General features: G+C 69.8%; 20 protein-coding genes. 11 read left to right on the top strand and 9 right to left on the bottom strand.

Features of this window, described 5'->3' with window-relative positions; translation table 11 throughout:
• Nucleotides 1–141 precede the first annotated feature (141 nt).
• The 6 genes from solA to zapE form a co-directional block, all read right to left on the bottom strand.
• Nucleotides 142–1,311 carry an N-methyl-L-tryptophan oxidase gene (solA, locus tag HDA39_RS09190; protein ID WP_184794804.1) on the bottom strand — a complete coding sequence of 390 codons (1,170 nt, stop codon included), beginning with the start codon at nt 1,309–1,311 and terminating at the stop codon, nt 142–144.
• 16 nt (nt 1,312–1,327) lie between these two features.
• Nucleotides 1,328–2,077, bottom strand: a complete 750-nt coding sequence (locus HDA39_RS09185) for an aminoglycoside 3'-phosphotransferase (RefSeq protein WP_184794803.1) — start codon at nt 2,075–2,077, stop codon at nt 1,328–1,330.
• Nucleotides 2,077–2,940 carry a PPK2 family polyphosphate kinase gene (locus HDA39_RS09180; RefSeq protein WP_184794802.1) on the bottom strand — a complete coding sequence of 288 codons (864 nt, stop codon included), beginning with the start codon at nt 2,938–2,940 and terminating at the stop codon, nt 2,077–2,079. Before HDA39_RS09180 ends, HDA39_RS09185 begins: the two co-directional genes overlap by 1 nt.
• A gap of 62 nt (nt 2,941–3,002) precedes the next feature.
• On the bottom strand, nt 3,003–3,734 hold the full coding sequence (locus tag HDA39_RS09175) for a hypothetical protein (RefSeq protein WP_184794801.1): 732 nt from the start codon (nt 3,732–3,734) through the stop codon (nt 3,003–3,005).
• Nucleotides 3,735–3,887: 153 nt separating this feature from the next.
• Nucleotides 3,888–4,619 (bottom strand): hypothetical protein, encoded by a 732-nt coding sequence (locus tag HDA39_RS09170; RefSeq protein WP_184794800.1) that lies wholly within the window; start codon nt 4,617–4,619, stop codon nt 3,888–3,890.
• Between the two features lie 119 nt (nt 4,620–4,738).
• Complete coding sequence (zapE, locus tag HDA39_RS09165; protein WP_184794799.1) at nt 4,739–5,749, bottom strand: cell division protein ZapE; 1,011 nt, start codon at nt 5,747–5,749, stop codon at nt 4,739–4,741.
• A 387-nt stretch (nt 5,750–6,136) separates the two neighbouring features.
• Here zapE and HDA39_RS09160 point away from each other — a divergent pair, with 387 nt between their 5' ends.
• The 6 genes from HDA39_RS09160 (at nt 6,137) to HDA39_RS09135 (ending at nt 12,545) form a co-directional block, all read left to right on the top strand.
• Nucleotides 6,137–7,459, top strand: a complete 1,323-nt coding sequence (locus HDA39_RS09160) for an ABC transporter substrate-binding protein (RefSeq protein WP_184794798.1) — start codon at nt 6,137–6,139, stop codon at nt 7,457–7,459.
• A 4-nt stretch (nt 7,460–7,463) separates the two neighbouring features.
• Entirely contained in the window at nt 7,464–8,426 is a 963-nt protein-coding gene (locus tag HDA39_RS09155; protein ID WP_184794797.1) for an ABC transporter permease subunit, read from the top strand.
• Nucleotides 8,423–9,277: an ABC transporter permease subunit gene (locus tag HDA39_RS09150; RefSeq protein WP_184794796.1), complete on the top strand. Its 855-nt coding sequence runs from the start codon at nt 8,423–8,425 to the stop codon at nt 9,275–9,277. Before HDA39_RS09155 ends, HDA39_RS09150 begins: the two co-directional genes overlap by 4 nt.
• 19 nt (nt 9,278–9,296) lie before the next feature.
• Nucleotides 9,297–10,067: a VOC family protein gene (locus HDA39_RS09145; RefSeq protein ID WP_184794795.1), complete on the top strand. Its 771-nt coding sequence runs from the start codon at nt 9,297–9,299 to the stop codon at nt 10,065–10,067.
• A gap of 169 nt (nt 10,068–10,236) precedes the next feature.
• Nucleotides 10,237–11,190, top strand: a complete 954-nt coding sequence (locus tag HDA39_RS09140) for an aldo/keto reductase (RefSeq protein WP_184794794.1) — start codon at nt 10,237–10,239, stop codon at nt 11,188–11,190.
• On the top strand, nt 11,187–12,545 hold the full coding sequence (locus HDA39_RS09135; RefSeq protein WP_184794793.1) for a GH1 family beta-glucosidase: 1,359 nt from the start codon (nt 11,187–11,189) through the stop codon (nt 12,543–12,545). The genes HDA39_RS09140 and HDA39_RS09135 overlap by 4 nt, the downstream gene beginning before the upstream one ends.
• Here HDA39_RS09135 and HDA39_RS09130 read toward each other — a convergent pair.
• Entirely contained in the window at nt 12,534–13,763 is a 1,230-nt protein-coding gene (locus HDA39_RS09130) for an ROK family protein (protein WP_184794792.1), read from the bottom strand. The genes HDA39_RS09135 and HDA39_RS09130 overlap by 12 nt on opposite strands.
• A 116-nt stretch (nt 13,764–13,879) precedes the next feature.
• Here HDA39_RS09130 and HDA39_RS09125 point away from each other — a divergent pair, with 116 nt between their 5' ends.
• Nucleotides 13,880–14,839 (top strand): zinc-binding dehydrogenase, encoded by a 960-nt coding sequence (locus tag HDA39_RS09125; RefSeq protein ID WP_184794791.1) that lies wholly within the window; start codon nt 13,880–13,882, stop codon nt 14,837–14,839.
• 113 nt (nt 14,840–14,952) lie between these two features.
• Here the strand turns inward: HDA39_RS09125 and HDA39_RS09120 are convergent, their stop codons facing one another.
• Nucleotides 14,953–18,264, bottom strand: coding sequence for a M28 family peptidase (locus HDA39_RS09120; RefSeq protein ID WP_184794790.1), 3,312 nt, complete (start codon nt 18,262–18,264; stop codon nt 14,953–14,955).
• Between the two features lie 209 nt (nt 18,265–18,473).
• On the opposite strand from HDA39_RS09120, the gene HDA39_RS09115 reads away from it, so the two are divergent.
• From HDA39_RS09115 to HDA39_RS09100, 4 genes are all read left to right on the top strand, one after another.
• Nucleotides 18,474–19,457 (top strand): LysR family transcriptional regulator, encoded by a 984-nt coding sequence (locus HDA39_RS09115; RefSeq protein WP_238356011.1) that lies wholly within the window; start codon nt 18,474–18,476, stop codon nt 19,455–19,457.
• A gap of 62 nt (nt 19,458–19,519) precedes the next feature.
• Nucleotides 19,520–19,927 (top strand): hypothetical protein, encoded by a 408-nt coding sequence (locus HDA39_RS09110; protein WP_184794789.1) that lies wholly within the window; start codon nt 19,520–19,522, stop codon nt 19,925–19,927.
• A gap of 36 nt (nt 19,928–19,963) precedes the next feature.
• Entirely contained in the window at nt 19,964–20,527 is a 564-nt protein-coding gene (locus tag HDA39_RS09105) for a hypothetical protein (RefSeq protein WP_184794788.1), read from the top strand.
• Between the two features lie 3 nt (nt 20,528–20,530).
• Complete coding sequence (locus HDA39_RS09100; RefSeq protein WP_184794787.1) at nt 20,531–21,733, top strand: VapC50 family PIN domain-containing toxin; 1,203 nt, start codon at nt 20,531–20,533, stop codon at nt 21,731–21,733.
• Between the two features lie 772 nt (nt 21,734–22,505).
• Here HDA39_RS09100 and HDA39_RS09095 read toward each other — a convergent pair.
• Nucleotides 22,506–23,048, bottom strand: coding sequence for a DUF1707 and FHA domain-containing protein (locus HDA39_RS09095; RefSeq protein ID WP_184794786.1), 543 nt, complete (start codon nt 23,046–23,048; stop codon nt 22,506–22,508).
• Nucleotides 23,049–23,795: the final 747 nt, after the last annotated feature.

Below are 23,795 nucleotides of genomic sequence, written 5' to 3'. Positions count from 1 at the left end.
ATGCCGATCCGGTGTCGCGGACGTGCAGCACTCACCAACCGCCCCGGCGCTCGGCACACACCAGGTACCTGAGCGTGGCACCGACGCTGCCCGCGGGGTTGGTGAGTGCTGCAGGTCCGGCGGTGTTTCGGCGGTGGTTGATCAGTGGTGGGAGTCAGCCGCGAAGCGCTTCGGGTCGAGGAAAGCTGCGTCGCAGTACGGCTTCTCACCGAGGGTTAGTTGGGCCAGCAGTTCGCCCAGGCCGCCGGCGTGTTTGAAGCCGTGGCCTGAGTCGCCGCCGGCGACGACGAGCCGGCCGGTGTCGCCCGCGTGGCCGATCAGGAACTGGCCGTCCGGCGAGTCGGTGACGATGCAGGGCAGGAGTTTGACCGGGATCGGGTCGAGGCCGGGGAACGCTTCGGCGACCGCGGCCGAGATCTCGTCGACGTCGCCGCGCGGGTGCACGTAGCGGTCGACCTCGTCGGCGTCCGCGAACGGCGTACCGGCGACGTGGCCGTCGTGCTCGAGGCCGAGCTTCACGCCGTACCCGTCGCCGGAGCCGTGGCCCCAGAAGCCGATCCCGCCCGCGCGCTGCCAGATGAACGCGGGAAAGCGCTCCAGCGCGAACTCGTCCGACGCCGGATCCTTCGGCTCGAACCAGTACAACGGCGTGCGCCGAGGCACCAGCGGAAGACCGGGGACGACCTTGCCGAGCCAAGCGCCGGTCGCGACGACCACACGCTCGGCGCGGATCTCGACGGTCGGTGTCCTCACCAGTACGCCGTCGCCCGAGACCTCCACGGCGGTGACGAGCGTGTGGGCGAAGACCTGCGCGCCCAGCTGCTGAGCGACCTCGACCTGCGCGCGCACGATCGGCTCCGGGAAGCAGATCCCGGCGCCGGGGTCCCAGACGCCGACGTCGTCAGCGCCGAGCGCGCCGTACTGCGGTTGCCGGGCGACCAGCTCGTCGTGGTCGAGCTCGACCACCGGAACACCCGCTTGAGCTGCGGCTGCCAGGGCACCGGCGACGGGCTCGCTGCCCGGCGGGCCGGCGTTGAGCGAGCCGGTCTGCTCGACCAGGACCTGGCCGGTCTGCGCCCCGAGCTCGGTCCACAGCTCGAGCGATTTCTGCGCGATCGGTGGCAGGCCCGGATGTTCCATGCAGGCGATCCGGAACAGCCGAGTGATGCCGTGCGACGAACCCAGCGCATGCCCGATCGCCTGCCGCTCGACACCGATCACGTTGACGCCGCGTGCGGCCAACCGCCAGAGCGCGGCCGACCCGAACGCACCGAGGCCGACCACCACCACGTCCGTGCGCAACGTCTCCACGCCAGCCTCCAGCTGGTCAGCCCCAGGTGAGCGGATCCAGCAACAAGTAGAAGTCGAGCCGGCGCTGATCCGGCTCTTCCAGACCGTACCCGCGCAGGAACTCGTCGACGGACGTGTCCCACTCGTCGAACAGCTGCGCCTTGATCAGCGCCAGATCGGCGTACCGGTCGGCCAGGCCGAGCCGGCCCAGGTCGATGAACCCGGTGACCTCGAGCGTCTCCGGGTCGAGGAAGACGTTCGGCAGGCACGCGTCGCCGTGGCAGACGACCAGGTCGGCGGCTTTCTCGGCGTACGGCTGCTCGGTCCTGACCCGCTCGAGCAGAGTCTCGGGCCGTTCTTTGCGCCACTCGTCGTTGAGGAAGTCCGGGTTCACCGCACCACGCCGTACGACGTCCGCGGCCTGATCGACGACCTCGGTCAGCGGGCGCGTGAACGGGCAGCCGGGCAGCTCGTGCAGAGCCCGGAACGCCGCGCCGAGAGCAGAGAGCGCTCCCTGCCGTTGCGCGGGTGGCAGATCGGCCGCCGCCACGCCGGGGACGGCCGACGTCACCAGACAGACGCCGTCGTCGCTCTCGATCCAGTCGAGCAGCCGCGCGCCGGGGATCCCGGTCGTGGCCAGCCAGTTCACGCGATCGCGCTCGGCGCGCAGCTCGTCGATCCCGTGCCGCGGCGCGACCTTCGCGTACGCCGTACCGTCGGCGCGCCGGAAGACGTCGGTGTCCGACTCCCCTTCCCCGACCGGCTCCCACTCACCCGCCGGAAGCATCAGGTCGTCGCCAGCCGGGCCTTCTCGCCCTCGACATCGAAGTCGGCGGTCGGCCACTCCGGGTTCAGGTCGCGCAGGGTCTCCAGCAGCAGGGTCGTGACGGCCCAGTTGCGGTACCACTTGCGGTCGCTGGGGATCACGTACCAGGGCGCGGCCGGGCCGTTGCAGTTCTCCAGCGCCGCCTGGTACGCCTCGGCGTACGCGGGCCAGAACTCGCGCTCGTCGATGTCGCCGGGGTTGTACTTCCAGTACTTGGTCGGGTCGTCCAGCCGCGCCTCGAGGCGTTCCTTCTGCTGGTCGGCGGAGATGTGCAGGAAGCACTTCAGCACCGTCACGCCGCTCTCGGCCAGCTCCGCCTCGAACTCGTTGATCTGGTCGTAGCGCCGGTTCCAGACCGGCGGGGCGACCAGGTTCCGCACCCGGGCGATCAGGACGTCCTCGTAGTGCGAGCGGTCGAAGATCCCGATCATGCCCGGCCCCGGCAGCGCCTGCCGGATCCGCCAGAGGAACCCGCGCCGCTTCTCGGTCGCCGTCGGCGCCTTGAACGACGTGATCCGCAGACCCTGCGGATCCATCAGTCCCGCGCCGTGCCGGATGACGCCGCCCTTGCCGGAGGTGTCCATCCCCTGCAGCACGAGCAGCACCGACCGGGTGCCGCCCTTGCGGCCCTCGGCGAACAGCCGCTCCTGCCAGTCCGACACCTCGGCGCCGAGCTCCTCGAGCTTCAGCTTGCCGTCGTCCTTCGTGCCCTCGAACCCGGTCGTCGCGCGCGTGTCGTACGCGCTCAGGTCCACCGGCCCGGCCGGTACCCGCAACGCGTCCAGCAGCCTGTCACCCGTCCCGTCAGCCTTCTTCTTCGCCATGACGACATCCTGCCCCATCCCCACCGGCAAACCGGTGAGGACAGGGCAGGAGCGGTACGGCGTCAGCGCGTGGTGACGGCGCTGCCGAGGTCCCAGCTGATCGAGGTCGAGTACAGCGCGAACCGGTAGTCGCGCACCTTGCTGTACTTGTACGAAAGGCTGACCTCACCCTTCGAGTTCGTCCACAGCCCACCCTTGAGCGTCTGCCAGGTGGTCGAGCCCTTCTCGCGGAACTGGAAGACGCCGGCGGCCGAACGCTTGAAGTACTTGTTCGTGGACACCGAGTACAGCAGCGAAGTGCCCTTCAGCGTCACGACGTCGGCCTTGCGCGACGAAGAGATCCACGCCCCGGCGGCGAGCTTGACCGTGACGGGCACCTTGTTCTGGGTGTTGGTGGTGCCGTCGGGGTTCTCGCTGCCGACACCGTAGAACTCCTGGACGCCGATCGGGTGGTTCGACGGGACGTACCAGATGCCGTCGCCGAACTCGTACTCCTTGTCGAAGACGATCTCGTTGACGATGCCCTTGCTCGGGTGCTTGAGGTACCAGCCCGAGGTCGGGTCGGGGTTGGCCGCGCAGGTGCCGGTCAGCTTGCCCGGCAGGAGCAGCTCCGGCCGGCCGATGGCGACCCGCGTCGGGACCGACAGGTTGCAGGTGCCGGCGGCGTCCCGCGACGACGTGGTCTTCGGCGCCCAGTGCGCACCCGGGTCAGGCCGGGCAGCAGACGCCGAGAGCGGGGCTACCGCGGCGAGGCCGACCACTGCGACGGCAGCCGTCAGCGTACGTCGAATCATGTGTTGTGCTCCTTGTGTCGAACCTGATCAGCACTGGGACCCCCCTCAGCACCATGAGATGGGCGGAGCGTAGTCCGCGACAGGGTCGCAGCTGATCAGGTTCGACGGCGAGTGAGAGCTGGCTCACTCACCAGTTGCAGCAAGTTGCAATTCTCAGCGGGTGGTGACGGCGCTGCCGAGGTCCCAGCTGATCGGGGTCGAGTACAGCGCGAAGCGGTAGTCGCGCACCTTGCTGTACCGGTACGAGAGGCTGACCTCACCCTTCGAGTTCGTCCACAGGCCGCCCTTCAAGGTCTGCCACACCGTGGAGCCCTTCTCGCGGAACTGGAACACGCCGGCCGCCGAACGCTTGAAGTAGCTGTTCGTGGTGACCGAGTACAGCAGCGACGTGCCCTTCAGCGTCACGACGTCGGCCGTGCGCGACGACGAGATCCAGGCGCCCGCGGCGAGCTTCACCGTGACCGGGAGGTTGTTCTGGGTGAACTCGGTGCCGTCGCCGTTGATGCTGCCGATGCCGTACCAGGTCTGGTTGCCGATCGGGTGGTTGTCCGGGACGCTCCACTGGCCCTTGCCGAGCGGATCGGTCGCGTCGAACAGGATCCCGTTCACGTCACCGATGCTCGGGTGGTCGAGGAGCCAGCCCGACGTGTTGTCCCGGACGTTGCAGCCGCCGATGCGCTTGCCGTTCAGCGTGATCACCGGCTTGCCGATGGCGACGCGGGTGGGCAGCGACAGGGTGCAGGGACCGGCGGCCTCGGCCTTCGAGGCCGGGCCTTTCAGGCTCGGCGGCATCACCGGGCCGGGGCGGGCGGCCGAAGCCGACAGCGGCGCGAGGGCCGCCAGGCCGACGACCGCGACAGCGGCCGTCAGAGTACGACGAATCATGCGATCTGCTCCTAGGTGTCATTCACGAATGGCACTGGGACCCCCCTCAGCACCGCGATGGGTCGGAGGCTAGCCACCCAGGGGTTCTCCGGACGCAGCCTTGCGTCCCGGTGGAATGGTCAGTCCATTCCCGCGTGGGCCAGGGCGATCAGGCGGGACAGCGCGCGGAGGTACTTCTTGCGGTAGCCGCCCTTGAGCATCGGCGCCGGGAAGAGGCGGTCCAGCGGCAGGCCGCTGTGGATCAGGGGGAGGTCGCGGTCGTACATGCGGTCGGCGAGCACGACCAGGCGTAGGGCGATGTTCTCGTCGGTGAGCTCGCGCACGTCAGTGATGCCGACCGTCTGCACGCCGTCCAGGAAGGCGCCGTACTTGCTGGGGTGGAGCTCGCCGAGGTGGTGGTAGAGGTCGACGAAGTGGTCGCAGGACGCGTCCGGCCGGTCGGTCGCCGCCTGTTCGACGGCGGCGTCGGTCCACGGCGCGGGGGCGACGGGGAGGCCGCGGTGGCGGTAGTCGGGGCCGTCGATCCGGCGTACGTCGAAGTGGCCGGACAGGGCCTGGATCTCGCGGAGGAAGTCGGTGGCCTGGAACCGGCCCTCGCCGAGCTTGTCGGGCAGCGTGTTGGAGGTCGCGGCGAGCTGGACGCCGGCGTCGACGAGCTGGCGCAGGAGGCGTGAGATCAGGACGGTGTCGCCGGGATCGTCGAGTTCGAACTCGTCGATGCAGATCAGCCGGTACGCCGACAGCGCCTCGACCGCGTTCCGCATCCCGAGCGCGCCGACGAGGTTGGTCAGCTCGACGAACGTGCAGTACATCTTCGGCCCGGCCGACACGTGCCACAGCGAGGCGAGCAAATGGGTCTTGCCGACCCCGAACCCGCCGTCCAGGTAGATCCCCGGCTTGAGCGTCTCCGCCGGCGCCTTCCGCTGCCACCAGGACCTCTCCCGCCGCGGCTCGGCGAGCACCTTCCCCCGCTCGACCAGCACGCCGAGCGCCTCGGCCTGACTCGGCTCTCCCGCCGCCGGTTCGTACGTCCCGAACCGCACAGGCGCGAACCGAGGCGGCGGCACGCACTCGGACAGCAGCCGGTCCGGACTCACCTCCGGCCGCCGCTCAACCAACCGGATCGGCATACGAACCACCCTACGATCCCGCCCCTCCGGCCCCCCGAACGCCCTATCCGCCCTCACCCCTTCGGACCCCCGGCACACCCATCCGAACCCCGCCCATCCGGATTCCGGAACGCCCCCATCCGCCCCCGCCAATCACCCCGTCCAACCGTCCCCGGCCCGCCCAGCAAGTACCGGCCCTCGACACCACCACGCCTCAAACCACCTCCCCCGCGCCAAGTCCACGCACCGCCCACCTGCGCACATCCACCCACCACACCCACCACCGCCGAGCAGCCCGGCCCGGACTCAGAGGTAGTCAGGTGTTGTGAAGTCTTGACCGCTTTCTTACTTTTAGTTAGGAAGTTGTCAACGGGGACCGCAGCCGCGCTGAACGACCGAGGAGTCAGCATGCAGGGTGATCGGCAACTCCCATCCACACCGTTCCGACGACGCACCCTGCTCAAGGGCGCGCTCGGCGGCGCCGCCGCGCTCGGGCTCGGGTCCTCGCTGGCCGCCTGCAGCGACGACGGCGGGTCGAGCAGCAGTGGCGGCAAGGCCGTCGTCCGGGTCTGGTCCTGGTACAGCGACCAGGAGGACCAGTTCCCGAAGCTGATCGAGAAGTTCCAGGCCGCACACAGCAACATCACCATCGAGAACCGGATCTTCGGCACCCCCGACCAGTACCTGCCGGCCCTGCAGGCCGCGGTCGCCGGCGGCGACGTCCCGGAGATCTTCGCGCCGCACACCCGCGCGCTGACCTACGGCACCGGCGGCGTCTCGGCCGACCTGAAGAAGGATCTAGGCGACGACTTCCTGAAGGACTTCTTCGACTCCGCCAACCAGGAGTACACCCTCGACGGCAAGCAGTACGCCGTGGGCTGGATGGCGCAGACCTTCGGTCTGTTCTACAACCCGGAGATGCTGAAGAAGGCCGGTGTCGGCGAGGACGAGATCGAGACCTGGGACGACCTGATCGCGGCCGCGGCCAAGATCCGGGCCATCGGCAAGCACCCGGTCGCGCTCAGCTGCAACCCGACGACCAGCTCGCTGGACTTCTTCCTGCCGCTGCTCACCCAGGTCGCCGACGACCCGACGTTCTACCTCAAGCTCGACCAGCTCCAGGACGGCCTCACCTACGAGGACCCGAAGGTGATCCAGGCCCTCGAGCTGAACCAGAAGATCGTCAAGGGCAACGTCTTCCAGCCCGGTACGACGGGCACCAGCGGCGACCAGGTCCCGCAGATCTTCTACACCGAGAAGTCGGCGATGCTGTTCAACGGCTCGTGGTCGCCGCAGGGGCTGTCGAAGGACGCTCCCCCGGCGTTCGCGAAGAAGTACAAGGTGATGAAGACCCCGGCGATCGCGCCCGGCAAGCGGCACTGGTGCGCGAACCAGGCCGGCGCCGGCTGGGCGGTGTCGGAGACCAGCAAGAACAAGGACGCCGCGCTGGAGTTCCTGCGCTTCCTGTACTCGGCCGACCAGTACTCCCCCACCATGAACGACTCGAACTCGATGCCCGCGACCAAGAGCGCCGCGGCCCGGATCGAGCTGCCGATCATGAAGCAGATGACGTCGTGGCTGACCGACGGCGACGGCTGCCCGCACATCCCGTTCGGGCCGGGCTCGGTGGCCGCCGGGGATCCGCTGTCCAAGATCTTCGACGGGACCGGCGAGCCCGCCGCGGTCGCCAAGGAGATGCAGCAGGCGGTGCAGAACGCCAAGGGCGGCTGATCGGGTGGCGACCGCAACAACAGTCCGGCCGTCAGCGGCACCACGTCCGCAGCAAAAGGCCCACCGCCTCGGTTCACCGCTGCGCAGGTCCCAGCGGATCGCGGGCTACCTGTTCGTGCTGCCGACGTTCGCGCTGTTCCTCGGCTTCGTGCTGTGGCCGATCCTCCGTACGACGTACCTGAGCCTCACGCGCTGGGGCGGGTTCGGGTCGCCGCGGTTCATCGGGCTCGACAACTACAGCCGGATGCTCGGCGACCCGGTGGCGCGGCGCGCGATGATCGTGACGCTCGCGCTGACCGCGGTGACGACGGTGCTCCTGACCTTCCTCGGTCTGCTCACGGCGGTTCTGGTGAACGTCGTGTGGAAGCACGTCGGGGTGCTGGTCCGGACCATCCTGTTCATCCCGGGCATCGTCTCGTTCGTGGTGTCCGGGGTGCTCTGGAAGCTGATCTACGACCCGAACATCGGCACGCTCAACCAGGTGCTCGGGGCCATCGGTCTCGACTCGCTCCAGCACCCGTGGCTGGCCGACAGCCGGACCGTGCTGCCGGCCATCATCGTCGTGACGGTCTGGGGCGGTCTCGGCTTCACCATGCTGATCTTCTTCGCCGGCCTCCAGGGAATCGATCCCAGCCTGTACGAGGCCGCGGCGGTCGACGGCGCGAACACGGTCCAGCAGTTCTGGAACATCACCGTGCCGAGCCTGCGCGTGGTCACCGGTCTGGTGATCAGCCTCGGGCTGCTGAACGGGTTCAAGGCCTTCGACATCATCTACGTGATGACCGGCGGCGGCCCGAACCACGGCAGCGAGGTCCTCGGCACGTACCTGTACTCGCTGGCCTTCGGCTCGACGTCCGGGTCGATCCCGCAGCTCGGGTACGCGAGCGCGTTCAGCGTCGTGACGATGATCCTGTGCACGATCGCGGTGATCGCCCAGCTGTGGCTGACCAGGAGGGCCGACCGGTGAGCGCACCCGCCGTGGAACACACCAAACCGTTCCGCTTCCCGCTGGGCAAGAGTTTCGCGGCGTTCGTGCTGGCGCCGTTCTGCGTGCTGATGGCGTTCCCGTTCGTCTGGATGCTGCTGACGTCGCTGCGCGAGCCGAGCACGATCTTCGGCGGACCGGTCATCCCGGACAAGCTGACCTTCGCCGGCTACTCGACCGCGTGGACCAAGATCGAGTTCCCGCTGCACTTCTGGAACAGCGTCTGGATCACGTCCGTCACGGTGATCGGCGTACTGGTCTTCGCGACGCTCAGCGGGTACGCGTTCGCCAAGCTCGACTTCCCGTTCCGCAACACGCTCTTCGTACTGCTCCTGACCACACTGATGATGCCGTCGACGGCGCTGATCATCCCGCTCTACCTGCAGCTCAAGACGCTCGGACTGCTGGACACCCAGACCGGGTTGCTGATCCTCTACATCTCCGGCTCGGCGCCGTTCGCGATGTTCCTGATGCGGGCGTTCTTCCAGACCCTGCCGGACGAGCTGATCGAGGCCGCGCGGGTCGACGGCGGCTCGGAGCTGGTGATCTTCTGGCGGGTGATCCTGCCGCTGACCCGGCCCGGGATCGCGACCGTGGTGATCTTCCAGTTCCTGCAGACCTGGAACGAGTTCCTGATCGCGAACACGGTCCTGCGGGACACCGACGCGCTGCCGCTGCAGCCGGTGCTGTTCACGCTGATGGGCCAGTACTCGACCAACTGGCCGGCGCTCACCGCCGGTCTCACCCTGTCGGTCGTTCCGGTCGTGCTCGTCTACGTCCGGATGCAGCGGCAGTTCGTCGCCGGGATGATGCTCGGCGCCGTCAAGAACTAGACCCTCACGAAGGAGATCCATGCCGATCAAGAACGTCGTCGTCAACTGCACCGACGTCCAGGCCTCGGTCGAGTACTACGGCAAGTTCCTGGAGCTGCCGGTCATCGGTGTGGCCACCGCGGAGCGCGCTCTCCTCGACGCCGTCACGGCGACCGTCGAGCTGCGGAAGGTCGAGCGCGGGCGCGCGGACACCACCTGGGTCGGCGACGACCTGCAGAAGGGGTTCCGGCACGTCGGCTTCAAGGTCGACCGCCTGGACGAGCGGGCCGCCGTACTGAAGGCCGCCGGGGTCGAGTTCAAGCTCGACCCGCTGGACGCCGAGGGCGCGGTCCGGATCTGCTTCTTCTTCGACCCGGACGGGACGCTGCTGGAGATGATCCAGGGCGATCTGCAGTACGCCGCCGTCCTGGACGAGGACGGGGTCGCGCGGGAGCGCGCTCTCGGCGTACCGGCGCGGCCGCGGTTCGACCATGTCGCGGTGACGGTCGAGGACCGGGAGGCGACCCACGCGTACTACCGGGACAACCACGGCTTCTCGTTCATCGGCACGATCGAGCAGCCGCACGACCCGCGCGGGTTCAGCATCGGCTACCTCAAGGGCGGCGACACGGTGATCGAGGTCTTCACCTACGACCGGGAGAAGTCTGCCCGCGCACCGCAGCTCGACGTGGCCGGCTTCTCGTACGCCGTACTGGCGGGTGACGCTCCCACCGGGCTGCCCGCGCTGACCACTCCGGACGGAACGCAGGTCCATGTCGACCCTGATGGATTCGCCTTCGCCACGCGCTGACTTAACCGGTTAGGCTGTCGTTTGCGGACCTCGTCACCTGTCCATGAATCTCAAGTACCGGCCCTCGATCGGTGGCCGGTACTCGAAAGAGCAGGCGGGTCGAGGCCGCTCATCCGCCACCCACCGGGTCGGGCCCCGGCCCACCCGCCCCTCTCGAAAGTTGGTGCTCGTGACTGATCCCTCGACCGACGGCTGGCTGCGGCCGCTCGGGTCCACCGGTCTGACCGTGTCGGCCGTCTGCGCCGGCGGCAGCGGCATCGCCGGCATGCCCGAGGTGTTCGGGTACGACGTCACCCGCGCCGAAGCGGTCGCGGTCGTCGACCGGGTGCTCGACGGCCCGCTGACCTGGATCGACACCTCCAACGGCTACGGCGCCGGCGAGAGCGAGTTGCGGATCGGCCAGGCCCTCGCCGCCCACGGCGGGCTGCCCGAAGGGTTCCTGGTCGCCACCAAAGTCGATGCTCTCGGCAACGACTACTCGGGCGACCGGGTCCGGGCGAGCGTTGCCGAGAGCAAGGAGCGGCTCGGGCTGGAGCAGCTGCCGCTCGTCTATCTGCACGACCCCGAGTTCCACGACTTCGACAGCATGCGGGACGCGGTCGACACGTTGATGAGCCTCCGGGCCGACGGCGAGATCGGGCACGTCGGCCTGGCCGGTGGGTCGGTGCGCGAGTTGTCGCGGTACCTCGACCTCGGCGGTTTCGAGGTGCTGCTCGTGCACAACCGGTGGAGCCTGGTCGACCACAGCGCGCAGGCGCTGATCGATCAAGCGCTGGCCGGGGGTCTCGCGGTGGTCAACGCCGCGATCTACGGCGGCGGGATCCTCGCGAACCCCCAGGGCGGTTCCAGCAAGTACGGCTACCGCGAGGCACCGGCGGAGACGCTGGATGCGGTGGCCAAGATGGACAAGGCGTGCCGCGAGTACGGGATCGACCTGTCCACCGCCGCGCTGCAGCACTCGGTCAACGACCCGAAGATCACCGGCACCGTCGTCGGCTTCAGCAAGCCCGCACGTGTGGACCAGCTCGTCGCCGCTCTGGAGACAGAAATCCCGGCCGAGCTCACGGCCCGCCTGACCGAACTGATGCCCGACCCGACGCACTGGCTGGAAGGAACTTCATGAACAGAACGACCTTTCCTGACGACTTCGTCTGGGGTGCGGCGACTGCCTCCTACCAGGTGGAGGGCGCTACCCGGGAGGACGGGCGCGGGCCGAGCATCTGGGACACCTTCGCCGCGACGCCGGGCAAGATCGCGGACGGCGAGACCGGAGACGTTGCCGATGACCACTATCACCGGTACGACGAGGACATCCGGCTGCTGGCCGGGCTCGGGCTGAAGGCGTACCGGTTCTCGGTGGCCTGGCCGCGGGTGGTGCCGACCGGGAGCGGCGCCGCGAACCAGGCGGGTCTCGACTTCTACCGGCGAATCGCTGAGACGTGTCTGGCCAACGGCGTCACGCCGTACGCGACGCTGTACCACTGGGATCTCCCCCAGCCGCTCGAGGACGCCGGCGGCTGGCTGGTGCGCGACACCGCGGAGCGGTTCCGCGACTACGCGGCGCTGACGCAGGACGCGCTCTCCGATGTGATCTCGCACTGGATCACGCTGAACGAGCCGTGGTGCTCGGCGTTCCTCGGCTACGGCAACGGCGAGCACGCGCCGGGGCGGGTCGAAGGTGCCGACTCGCTGAAGGCCGTGCATCACCTGCTGCTCGGGCACGGCCTCGCCTTGCAGGCGATCAAGACGCCGGACAACACCGTCGGGATCGCGCTCAACCCCGCGCCGGTGTACGCCGCGTCGGAGTCGGACGCCGACCGCGACGCGCAGCGCCGGGTCGACGGGCTGCGGAACCGGATGTTCCTCGATCCGCTGCTGCTCGGGAAGTACCCGGCCGACGTACTGGAGGACACCGGGACGGCCGAGTGGTTCGGCCGGTACGACGCGGAGCTGCGGCTGATCTCCGCGCCGCTGGACTTCCTCGGGGTCAACTACTACTGCCCGTCGACGGTCGCGGCACCGGCCGACGGCGAGTTCGCGGCGCCCGGTGGACCGACGACGCAGCCGGGCAGCGAGAAGGTCGTTGCCGTCGACACCGGTCTCGCCAAGACCCAGATGGGCTGGGGCATCGACCCGAACGGCCTGCGCGACATCCTCGTCCAGATCAACACGCTGGCTCCCGAGCTGCCGCTCTACATCACCGAGAACGGTGCGGCGTACCCCGACGAGGTCACCGCTGACGGCACGATCGAGGACCCCGAACGCCAGGCGTACTTCGAGCAGCACCTCGCCACGGCCGCCGAGGTCGTCGCGGAAGGCCTGCCGCTGAAGGGCTACTTCGCGTGGACCCTGATGGACAACTTCGAGTGGTCGTGGGGCTACACGCGGCGCTTCGGGCTGGTCCACATCGACTACACGACGCAGCAACGCACCATCAAGAACAGCGGGCTGTGGCTGAAGACCTTCCTAGGTCGCTAGCGCCCGGTTCGACGTCTGGTGCGGCGTCAGCTGGCTGTGCAGGACCAGCGACGCCGCACCCAGGGCCGCCGCGCTCGGGCCCAGCTTGGAGAGCTCCACGCGGGTCGGGTGGATCGCGCGGACGAAGGAGAGGCGGTTGATCTCCTCGGTCGCGGCCTGCACGTACAGGTCGCCGGCCTCGCTGAAGCCGGGACCGGCGAGGATGATCTGGGAGAGGTCGAGCAGGTTGGTGATCGACAGCAGGGCCTTGGCCAGGTAGCGGGCCGACTGCTGGATCAGCTCCAGGCACCGCGGGTCGCCTTCGGTGGCGCGGCGGGCGATGCGCGCGAAGTCCGTGCGGACGGACGTCCGTTTGCCGCGCAGGCCCAGGTCCGTGGCAAGAGGGCCGTCCGCCTGGGCCAGCTCGACCACACGAGCGGGCGCGGCGAGGGCTTCGAGGCAGCCGTTGCCTCCGCACCAGCACTCGGGGCCGCCGACGTCCAGGACCATGTGGCCGATCTCGCCGACGTTCGAGGACGAGCCTCGGTAGACGTCGCCGTTCGTGACCAGGCCAAGGCCGAATCCGGCGGCGAGGTACAGCGTTGCGAAGTCGTTGGCCGACGGGATGCGGCCGGCCCAGAACTCGCCGATCGCGGCGCAGGTCGAGTCGTTCTCGACGACGACCGGGTGGTCGATCGCCTGGCTGAGCTGCCCTTGTACGGCGAACGGCTCCCAGGCGTAGCGCTCGCGATCGGCCCGGAGCAGCGACGATCCACTCCCCTGCCGACCGGCCAGCGCGACTCCGACGCCGACCAGCGTCGCCGACTCGATACCGGTCCGCGTGATCAGGTCCTCGAGCTCGCCGACCAGCCGGGTGATCACCGTCGCGGGAGTGTCGCGGCCGATGCCCTTCGACGCGAGCTGCTCGATCACGCGGCCGTTCATGTCCGTCACCACGTACGTCGTACTGAGCGTGTCGATGGAGATCCCCACCGCGTGCCGGGCGCGCGGGTTGAACTGCAGCAGCGTCGCGCGTTTGCCGCCCGTCGGGTCGCCCAGGCCGGTCTCGACGATCAGCCCCTCGGCCAGCAACTGCTTGACCACGCGCGAGATCGACGCACCGGTCAGTCCGGACCGGTCGGCCAGCGCCACCCGCGTCACGGTGCCGCTGGAACGGATCAGGTCCAGGATCGCGCTGTGCGTCTCCTGGGCCGTCGCACCCTTCAAGATCTTCGCCACGTCGTTCCCTCCCTGCCCGCACTTTAATACACAAGGTAAGGAAGTGGTGCGGGTTGACCTCAACTGAAGTTGAGGTCCTAGCGTTCCCGGCAGGTGTCCAGAGAGGGAGTGCGCAGATGCGGGCGATCCGCTTGTACGAGTTCGGTCCGGCCGAGAACCTGACCTTGGAAGAGGTGCCCGACCCGGTGCCGGCGGCCGGTGAGGTGCTGATCGCGGTCGAGGCCGCTGGCGTGCACCTGCTGGACACCGCGCTCCGGCAGGGTACGGCGGGCGGTGGGCCGGTCGCTCCCCCGACGTTGCCGACGATCCCCGGGCGGGAGGTCGCCGGGCGCGTCGAGGCCGTCGGTGCGGAGGTCGACGCGGAGTGGGTCGGGAAGCGTGTGGTGGTGCATCTCGGGCCGGTGCCGGGTGGGTACGCCGAGAGAGCGGTTGCCCGGGTGGAGTCGGTGCACGAACTCCCCGAGCACGTCAGCGCCGCGCAGGCGGTCGCCACGATCGGCACGGGCCGGACGGCGATGGGGATTCTGGAGCAGGCAGCGATCACCGCCGATGACGTCGTACTGGTGACGGCAGCGGCCGGTGGGTTGGGCAGCTTGTTCGTGCAGAGCGCGCGCAACGCCGGCGCGACGGTCATCGGTCTCGCGGGTGGAGCCGACAAGACGCGGCAGGTGCAGGAGCTGGGTGCGCAGATCGTTGTCGACTATCGGCAGCCCGACTGGGTGGACCAGGTCGAGGAGAAGCCGACCGTCGTGCTCGACGGCGTCGGCGGCGAGGTCGGGCAGCAGGCGTTCGAGCTTCTGGCGATCGGTGGGCGGATCCTGATGTTCGGCTGGTCCGGCGGTGGACCGGTCGAGCTCACCACCGCCGACCTCATGCAGCGCGGGCTCAGCGCGACCTGGGCGATCGGCCCGAAGCTGATGCGCCGCCTCCGCGACCTGGAGACCAAGGCGCTGCGCCGAACCAGCGAGGGCGAGTGGGTTCCGCTGGTGACCAGCTTCCCGCTGGCCAAGGCGGCCGACGCCCACCGCGCACTGGAGAACCGTGAGACCGCCGGCAAGGTGGTCCTGGGCACCTAGACCAGGAATCCCCCTGCGCCTCAATGCCGGGGAGCCCGGGTCTTCACCGGCGGTCTCACGGGGTGCGGGCTCCGGGCCGCCTGGTGTGCGGTCCGGAGCCCATCAACCGCGACTTACCAGATCTGGTAACCGAAGGTGGTCCTGCCGGTTGCCCCACCACTGTCGGTCGCCGTCACCGTTGCCGAGTAAGTCCCGCGGCTGGTCGGTGTCCCCGAGATCACTCCGCTGGTACTGATCGACAGGCCCGGAGGCAGCCCTGTCGCGCGGAAGGTGACCGGCTGCCCGGAGCTGGCCGTTGCCCGGATCTGCAACGGGAAGCCCTGGAAGCCGACGAACCCGTACTGGCTGCCCGGGTTCTGCACCGTCACCGTGCCCGACGACGAACCGGTCACCGTGAGGCTGAAGGTCACCTCGTGGCTGACCGCGCCGGTGCCCTTGACCGTCACCTGGTACGTCCCGGCCGGCGTTGTGGCCGACGTCGCCAGGGTCAGGGCCGAGGTGCTCCCGGACGTCACCGAGGACGGCGAGAAGGAGGCCGTCGTACCGGACGGCAGGCCACTGGCCGCGAGCTGCACGGTCTGCGCGTCGCCGCTCGTGGTCGTCGTACGGACCGTGGTCTGTGCCGAGCCGCCCGCCGCCACCGATCGCGAGGCCGGGTCGAGCGACAACGAGAAGTCGTTGCCGGCCGGCGGGGTCTCCCCCACCGCGAGCTTCCACAGCCCGTACGCCGCGGCGTCGGCACTGCGGTCGAGCACGGTCGCGCTGATGTTCGACGGGTACTTGTCGCAGGAGCCGTGGTAGCACGGGTCGTACGCCGAGCCCGACGTACCGCCCCACTTCTGCGCCTGCGCCGTGGTCTTGCGCGCACTCGCCCCGGCGGCCACGCCGCTGGTCGGGATCCCGGCGTTCTTGAACGACGCGTCGTCGGAGCGCCCGGCGCCCTCGGTGTTCTCCTCCGGCGCCAGGTTCAGCCCGTCGTAGAACTCCTTCAGCACCTTGCCGGTCGTCGTGGTGATGTTGTTGACGAAGTACCCGGCGTTGGTCGAGGCGACCATGTCGAAGTTCAGGTACGCCTTGATCTTGGACCGCTCGGCGGACGGCAGCTGGCCGACGTAGAACTCGGAGCCGTTCAGGCCCTGCTCCTCGTCGGTCCACCAGCCGAAGCGGACATGCTTGGCCAGCGTGGGGTTCTTCGCCGCCAGCGTCAGCGCGGTCTCCAGGATGACGGCCGAGCCGGACGCGTTGTCGTTGCTGCCGGCCCCGGCGCTGACACTGTCCAGGTGCGCGCCGAGCATGACGACCTGGTTCGCGTCGCCACCGGGGAAGTCGGCGATCAGGTTGTCCGAGGGGTAGGTGCAGTTCGTGCACCGCTGCTTGGCGACCGTGAACCCGGCGGCGCGCAGCTTCTGCTCGATGTAGTTCACCGAGGCCGTGTAGCCGGCCGAGCCCGCGCGGCGGTTGCCGCCGTTGTTGTCGGCCGTCTGCTGCAGCGCGACCAGGTGCGCCTTGACCTTCTCCACGTCGACGTCCGGTACGCCGGCAGGCGGGGCGGTCCCGCCGACGGTCAACCGGTACGTCGCCGTCCGGTCGACCGCCGTACCGTCACCGGTGATCGTGACGGTGTAGCTGCCGTCCGGCGTACTGGACGACGTGCTCAGGGTCAGCGTGGACGAGTTGCCCGACTGGACCGAGGCCGGCGAGAACGACGCGGTGGCGCCGCTCGGCAGGCCGGAAGCGGTCAGCTGCACGGTCTGCGCGGAGCCACTCCCGATCACGGTGTTGATCGTCGCGGTCGCGGACTCGCCGGGTTTCACCGAGCCGTTGGCCGGAGAGACTGTCATGGTGAAGTCGTTGCCGGTCGCCGTACAGGTCGCCTCGCCGGACTGGGTGCCCAGGGCAACGGCATCCCACGCGGCCTTCACCTTGGCGTGCAGCGCGCAGCTGGAGTCCAGGTTCTTGGCCGCGGCCAGCGTCGCCACCCGCCACTTCGGGTAGCTCATGCCGGAGGTCTTGGCGAGCATCGTGTTGTAGAACAGCTTGCCCGCTTCTTTGTGCCCGATGCCGGTCAGCGTGCCGTTGTTGCAGGTCGGGCTGTTCGGCTTGCCGTTGCCAGGGTTGCTGCCTTCGGCCAGCAGGTAGAACCAGTGGTTCATCGGGCCGGCCGCGGCGTGCACCGACGACGGCAGGCTGGTCGAGTAGCAGTTCGGGTGGCCGGAGATCTTGGCCGGCTCGTACATGTACCGGATCGGCCCGGCGCCCTGCAGGTTGATCTCCTCGCCGACCTCGTAGTCCGGCGGGTCGTTCGGGTTGTTCAGGAAGTGCTCGGTCAGCGTGCCCCAGATGTCCGCGACCGCTTCCTGCGACGGGTGGCCGGAGATGCCGCCCGGCGTCTTGGCGTCCAGGCCGTGCCCGTACTCGTGGGCGACGACGTCGGTGCCGGTGATCCACTGGCGGTTGTTGTTGTAGCCGAAGACCACGCCGTCGGGGTTGCTCTGGTGACCCCAGTACGCGTTGACGTCGCCCAGCCCGACCAGCGCGTCGGCCCACCGGCCCTGGCCGTCGAGGCCGTTGCGGCCGTACCAGTCCTTCAGCATGTTCCACTCACCGGCGGCGACGTACATGACGTCGACGCAGCCGGCCTCCTTGTCGGTCTTGGAGGTGCTCCCCCAGACGTCGTCGGAGCCGGAGTAGACCGTGCCGGTGCTGTAGTCGGCGCAGCGCAGGTTCGGGCGGCCCGGGTCGGCCATCGTGTACTGCGAACCGCTCTGCGTGGTCCCGAACGACAGGTTGCCGCCGTTCCACACGCCGGTGCCGGTGCCGGACGCGGTCTGTTCGATCGCGTGCACGACCTTGCCGCTGCGGGCGTCGACGTACACCTTCTGCCGGCTGTCCTCGCCGTGGTCACGGCCCTGGACGATCGACTCCCAGGCCAGCACCGGCTTCGCGCCACCGGCGTACACGACCAGCGTCGGGTCACCGGGGACGGCCTTGCCCTGGTCGAGGGCCTTCAGCGCCGCCTTCTCGGCCGCGGCCTTGCCGACGACCGGGTGACGGTTCACGGCGATCGCCTGCTGCTGCGCGACGGAGATGCCCCGGGTGTTGCCCTTGGCATCCGTCGTGACGACGAAGTCGCCGCCGATCACCGGGAGGTCGTAGTACGTGCGCTGGTAGGCGACGTACTGCAGACCCCACGGCGTACTGATGTCCTGCTGGCGGACGAACTGGTCGCCGGGGCTCGCCTTGAGCTCGGCGGCGCGACCCTCGACCAGCCGGTCGGCGGTCGCCAGGGCAGCGGCGCGCGGACTGACCGGTGGGTCGGCCTGGGCGTCGGCTGCGGGGAGCCTGGTCGCGACCACCGCTGTGGCGGCGGCCGCGAGACTCAGCACGCAGCCGGCTGCGACGGTGCGCAGGGCTGTGCGTTTCACGGGGACACTTCTTTTCTTCATTGGGCGGCCTCACTGAAAGGGGCGGGACCCCGCGGCCGGCCGGGGGCTGCAACCGACCGGCCGGCGGCGGGAGAAGAGGAACCCGGGGGTCCGGACTGGGCAGGTGAACGCCCGGGGTCCTCTGTGCAAAGAGATTGGCACCCGTGAGTTATGGCTGTGATATCCCAGCAGGGCATAACCTCCCCGCTATGGAGCTCGAGCTGAGGCATCTGCGCGTGGTCTGCCGCCTGTCCGAGAGCGGCAGTGTCTCGAAGGCCGCCGCGGCGCTGGGCATCTCCCAGCCGTCGCTGACCGCTCAGCTGCAGCGCATCGAGGAAGCCATCGGCGGCCCCCTGTTCAAACGCGGCCCGTACGGCGTGGAGGCGACCCCGCTCGGCAAGCACGTCCTCGGCCGGGCCCGCTCGATGCTGGCCGACATGGACGACCTCGTCGGCAGCAGCCGCCGCTACACGAACGGCACCGGGCCGCTGCGGCTCGGCGCGATGCGCACAGTGATGTACGGCGCGTGGCTGTCCCGGCTCGAGGAGGTGCTGCCCGGGCGGGAGATCGTCACACAGGTGGACTCGTCGTGCGCCCTGCTGACAGACCTGCTGGCGGCCGACATCGTGGACGTCATCATGCTGGGGCGCTGCGACGACGCGCACGCGCCGCCGTGCCCGCCGGGAGTCCGTGAGCAGACGATGGTCTACCCGGAGCCGTTCGCCGTCGCGCTCCCGTCGACGCACCGGCTCGCGGACCACGACGAGATCGCGCTGAGCGACCTGGCCGGCGACATCTGGATCTGCCCGCCGGCGGGCCAGGAGGACGGCGATCTCGCCTACCTGCGGACCACCTGCGAGTCCGTCGGCGGCTTCTCGCCGCAGTTCCGCTACTCCAACCTCGACACCCCCGACATCGAGCAGCTGATCGGCGCCGGCCGCGGGATCAGCCTGTGCGCGCCGACGGTCCGCGAGATCCCGAACACGGTGGTCCGGCCGATCCGGGACCACCCGCTCACCTGGCGCCGTACGCTGCGCTGGCGGACCGACCACACCACGCAGTCCGATGTCGATCTCGTGCACCAGGCGTTCGTCGACACCTATCGGGCGACCATCGCCGAGAACGCGACCCGGCGGCCATGGTGGACGACCCACCCGGGCTCGCACCCGACCGTGCTCGACCCCTGCGGATAGACACCGACTTGTGACTTCCGAGGCCGGGTCGTCGTACGGCCGCGTCCCGTACGCTCCCCGCCATGGATGTGCCCAGCCAGTCCGAGATCTTCATGATCTCCGGCGATGAGCGCCGCCTGGTGCCCGACGGTCCGGCGATCGTCGACACCGCGGGCCACCGCCGCGACGTACCGCCGAAGGCGCTCGACGCGCTGCACTACGTGGAGACCGCACTGCGCGAGGGGTACGCCGTACAGGTCTCGCTGCTGCGGCACGAGCTGCCGCTGCGGGAGGCCGCGCTGGCGGCGGAACTGTCCGAGGAGCAGGTGCGCTCCGCCCTGCCGGCCAGCGGCGTGCCGTTGGGGCCTGACGATTCCGACGAGTGGGTCCAGCTGGACCAGGTGCTGCAGCTGCAACGGCGGATCCGGGCGTCCCGGCGGGAGGCCGCGATCGACGCCTACGAGGAGGAGCTCGAAGCGGACAAGTGGTAGGCCGGGTGGAACTCCTGGTCACGTAAGCTTTCCGCCATGGAGGTCCTGCCGAGTCAGTCCGAGGTGTTCCTGCTGTCCGCCGCCGAGCGCAACCTGGTGCCCGCCGGACCGGCCATCATCGATGCCGAGGGCAACCGTTACGACGTACCGCCGAAGGTGATCGAAGCCCTCCGGTTCGTCGAGACCGCCCTGCGCGAAGGGCTCGCCGTGCAGGTCACCGCGCTGCGGCACGAACTGCCGATCCGTGAGGCGGCCGCCGCGATCGGGATGGCCGAGGACGAACTGCGCTCGTACGCCGCCTCCGGGCAGCTGGCGTTCCGGTCCGACGAATCGGTCGACTGGGTGCGACTGGAGGACGCGCTGGCGTTCAAGCGGGCCTTGAAGGCGCGGCAGCGGTCGATCCTGGATCAGATGCTCGCCGAGTCGGACTACGATGCGGATCCGGGCTCGGAGGGTTCTGGTGGTTCGGAGTCTTCGGGTGGCTGGGAGGGTTCTGGTGGCTCGGGTGGACCGGGCGGCTCTGGTGGTTCGGGTGGACCGGGCGGCTCGCGTGGTTCGGGTGGTTCGGGTGGACCAGGCGGCTCGGGTCGGCGGGGATAGCCGGTGGCCGATCCGTCCCGGCGCGCCTTTCTCGACGCCAACGTCCTGCGCGGTTCGCTGCAGACCGACGTCCTGCTGACGCTCGCGTTCCGCGACGAGTTCCAGCCACGGTGGAACGCCGAGGTGATGGACGAGGTCCGCCGCAACGCTCCCCAGGGGCTGCCGGCCGGCGCGATCGAACGCCGGATCGCACAGATGAACCAGGCCTTCCCACAGGCGATGGTCGAGCGCATCGACAGCCTCGAGCAGCAGATGCAGGCCGACCCGAAGGACAAGCACGTCCTCGCCGGCGCCGTGCACTCGAACTCGACGGTCCTCGTCACCGAGAACACCAAGGACTTCAACCCACCCAGCACCGGACCCCACGCCATGCAGGTCCAGCGCCTGTCCAAGTTCCTGTCCGACCTGACCCGCGAGAACCCCGCGCGGATGGTCGAGGCGATGCGAGAAATGGTCGGCCGCAACCAGCGCGACCCGAACACGGTATCCGCCCTGATCGACAAGATGGCCAAGCAGCAGGATCTGAGGGGTTTCGCCCAGACCCTGAACTCGGTGGTCCCCGAGCAGGACCGCGGGACGTCCCCGCAGCTCACGCAAGGACGACAGAACGAGCAGGGTGCGAGCCGGTCGGAGGAGGCCGGGCGGCCGGGGGTTGAGGCGGAGTCCGGGGTCGGGGCGCAGGAGCAGAGCGGCTCGGCGCGGTCGACCGAGGCCGGCTCGCAGCCGGCGATCGGCGCGCAGCCGGAGATCGGGCGACCGGGGGTTGGGACGGAGCCCGAGGCCGGAGCGCAGGCCGGCTCCGCGCGGTCGGCGGAGGCCGGCACACAGCCGAGGGCTGGGGCGGGGTCCGGGGTCGGGGCGCAAGAGCAGGCCGGCTCCGCGCAGTCGGCCGAGGCCGGCGCGCGGCCGGAGGTCGCAACACAGTCCCAGGACACAGCCACTCAACCTGAACCGGGCGCCACCCAGTCGACGGCTGGGCCGACACAGTCCGGTGAGGGCTCCTCGCAGTCGGCGCAGCCGCCGACGCAGTCCGGGGAGGGCGCTGCCCAGGCGGCGGCGGTCGATCCACAGGCCAAGGCCGCGAGCGCGCTCGCCTTCGACGGGGTCGCGGGAGCGGGGACGAAGGCTCCTGCCGGCCGAAAGACGAGTTCGCCGGAGAAGGCGCATACACCCCAAACGCCGAAACCACCTGAGCGCGAGCTGTAGGTCCGACCCAAACGATCCCCGGTCGGCGACCGGGCCCTCGGTCTGGCGCACACGAGCCCAGGTCGGCGAACGTGATCGCCGGCAGACCGTCCACCGGGCTCGACCCACGCAGCCGGCACACCATCTGGCAGATCATCCGGAAGCTGGTTGTACGTGGACCTCGGTCCGGCGCACACGAGCCCAGGTCTGCGGACCGAGATCGCCGGGCCGTCCACGGGCTCGACCCACGCGGCCGGCACAGCATGTGTGGCAGATCATCCGGCACCTGGTCGTACCTCGGTCCGGCGCGCGAGCCCAGGTCGGCGATCGTGGGACTCAGCCCGGCGCACACGAGCCCAGGTCGGGCGGACGCGGCCTCGGTCCGCGCACACGAGCCCAGGTCGGGCGAACGCGGGCCTCGGTCCGCGCACACGGGCCCAGGTCGGGCGTATGTGGCACAGGTCCGGCATCCCACGGCCGAGGTCGGGCGCACACGAACCCCGGGTCGGGCGTGCGTGCCTCAGGTCCGGCATCCCATGGCGGAGGTCCGGCGCATACGAGCGCAGGTCGGGCGTACGTCGGCATCCGCCCGGCGTACGGGGCTCAGGTCCGGTGTACGGGCTCAGGTCCAGCGCACGGGCTCCGGCCCGGAGCACGGGGCTCCGGGCTGACATGCGCGGGACCCAGGTCCGGCGTACGAGGGCCGAGGTCCGGCGCACGCGAGGCCCAGGTCCGGCTTGCCCGGGCCGAGGCACGGCGTACGAGCATCAGGTGCGGCGTACCAGGTCCGTGGTCAGCGGAAGTCGGACCAGGTGAGGGTGTAGAGGACCGAGCCGAACTGGAGGATGTCGCCGGCGCGGACTGCGGTCGGGGAGGTGATCCGCGAGCCGTTCAGGTGGGTGCCGTTCATCGAGTTGAGGTCGCGCACCATCCAGCCGTTGCCGACGTGCCGCAGTTCGGCGTGCCGGCGGGAGACCGAGGCATCGGCGATGCGCAGCGTGGCCCCCGGGCCGCGACCGATCCGGATCGTCGGCGAGCCGGCGGGCGGCAGAGCCAGGCCCGGCAGCGACGCCGACTTCGCTCTGGGGGTCAGCGAGACGTGCGGGATCTTGGAGACCAGCTCACGCAACCACGCGATCGCCCGCGGCTCACGGCCCGGCAGATCGTGCGTGGCGTCGCGCAACTCGCTACGGCTCTGCGCACCGAGCACGAAGTTCATCCGGCGTACGAAGGTGTCCTGCGACAACCGCCCGGTACCGGCGCCCTCGCGGAGGATCTCCAGCGCAGCGTCCCGCTCACGGTCCGAGGGACGCGTGAGTTCCAGGCCGGAGGTCATTCCGGAATTGTCCGCTGACCAGCGGTTCACTGTCCAGCACGCCCGCTCGCACACCCGCCGCTCGCACCCGCCATTGCTCAGTCACTTGCCCAGTCGCCGATTACCCAGTCACCGGTTCCCCGGCCGCCGATCACCCGGCCGCTCGGTGCCCGGGCCGCTCGGTTGCCCGGGCCGCTGGGTTGCCTAGCCGACGGGTTACCCAGCCGCCGGTTGTGCAGCCGATGGGTTGCCCGGCCACCGGTCGTGCCCCGGCCACCGGTCGTGCCCCGGCCGCCGGTCGTGCAGCCGATCGCTCGCCCAGCAGCGGCGTCCCGTTGCGGTGAGGGCACCGCTGGGCTGGTCGACCTCGACCTCGACCTGGACCACCGCGACAGCGTCGGATCGCTCGCTCCCGGCGTACAGGCGAGTGTCCGGCCCGAGCGGCCTGGTTGGCCGTGCGCAGGACGGTCACCAACCAAGCAGGCGGGACGAGCCCTCGACCGCGGTGCCGGCCGAGACGAGGATCGCGGCACCCGATCAGATGCAGCCGAGCGACCGCCCTACCGGCTCAGCCCGCAGCGCCGGAGCTGGCTCGGCCCAGGGCTGCGCCCGGCCACCGGCCCGCGACCCGCCGGGTCTTCGCGGAGCCGCAGCAGTCGCTCGCGGGGTCCGGCCTCGCTCGACCGGCCGTGGCGGGCCTGCGACACCCACCACCGTCCAACCTGCATGCACTGCGGCGACACGCCCTGCGGGTGGTGGTCAGCCCGG

Origin of the sequence: Kribbella italica (assembly GCF_014205135.1) — a bacterium.
Lineage (GTDB): Bacteria > Actinomycetota > Actinomycetes > Propionibacteriales > Kribbellaceae > Kribbella > Kribbella italica.
Note: the sequence above shows the minus strand (reverse complement) of the source record. Positions and strands in the feature narration are given on the sequence as shown.

Bases quoted from the DNA above. Each gene is read 5' to 3' on its own strand.
- HDA39_RS09160 (WP_184794798.1), top strand. From the start codon at position 6,137: ATGCAGGGTGATCGGCAACTCCCATCCACACCGTTCCGACGACGCACC.
- HDA39_RS09145 (WP_184794795.1), top strand. From the start codon at position 9,297: ATGCCGATCAAGAACGTCGTCGTCAACTGCACCGACGTCCAGGCCTCG.
- HDA39_RS09185 (WP_184794803.1), bottom strand. From the start codon at position 2,077: ATGCTTCCGGCGGGTGAGTGGGAGCCGGTCGGGGAAGGGGAGTCGGAC.
- HDA39_RS09175 (WP_184794801.1), bottom strand. From the start codon at position 3,734: ATGATTCGACGTACGCTGACGGCTGCCGTCGCAGTGGTCGGCCTCGCC.
- HDA39_RS09170 (WP_184794800.1), bottom strand. From the start codon at position 4,619: ATGATTCGTCGTACTCTGACGGCCGCTGTCGCGGTCGTCGGCCTGGCG.
- HDA39_RS09095 (WP_184794786.1), bottom strand. From the start codon at position 23,048: ATGACCTCCGGCCTGGAACTCACGCGTCCCTCGGACCGTGAGCGGGAC.
- HDA39_RS09125 (WP_184794791.1), top strand. From the start codon at position 13,880: ATGCGGGCGATCCGCTTGTACGAGTTCGGTCCGGCCGAGAACCTGACC.
- HDA39_RS09115 (WP_238356011.1), top strand. From the start codon at position 18,474: ATGGAGCTCGAGCTGAGGCATCTGCGCGTGGTCTGCCGCCTGTCCGAG.
- HDA39_RS09180 (WP_184794802.1), bottom strand. From the start codon at position 2,940: ATGGCGAAGAAGAAGGCTGACGGGACGGGTGACAGGCTGCTGGACGCG.
- HDA39_RS09105 (WP_184794788.1), top strand. From the start codon at position 19,964: ATGGAGGTCCTGCCGAGTCAGTCCGAGGTGTTCCTGCTGTCCGCCGCC.
- zapE (WP_184794799.1), bottom strand. From the start codon at position 5,749: ATGCCGATCCGGTTGGTTGAGCGGCGGCCGGAGGTGAGTCCGGACCGG.
- HDA39_RS09135 (WP_184794793.1), top strand. From the start codon at position 11,187: ATGAACAGAACGACCTTTCCTGACGACTTCGTCTGGGGTGCGGCGACT.
- HDA39_RS09110 (WP_184794789.1), top strand. From the start codon at position 19,520: ATGGATGTGCCCAGCCAGTCCGAGATCTTCATGATCTCCGGCGATGAG.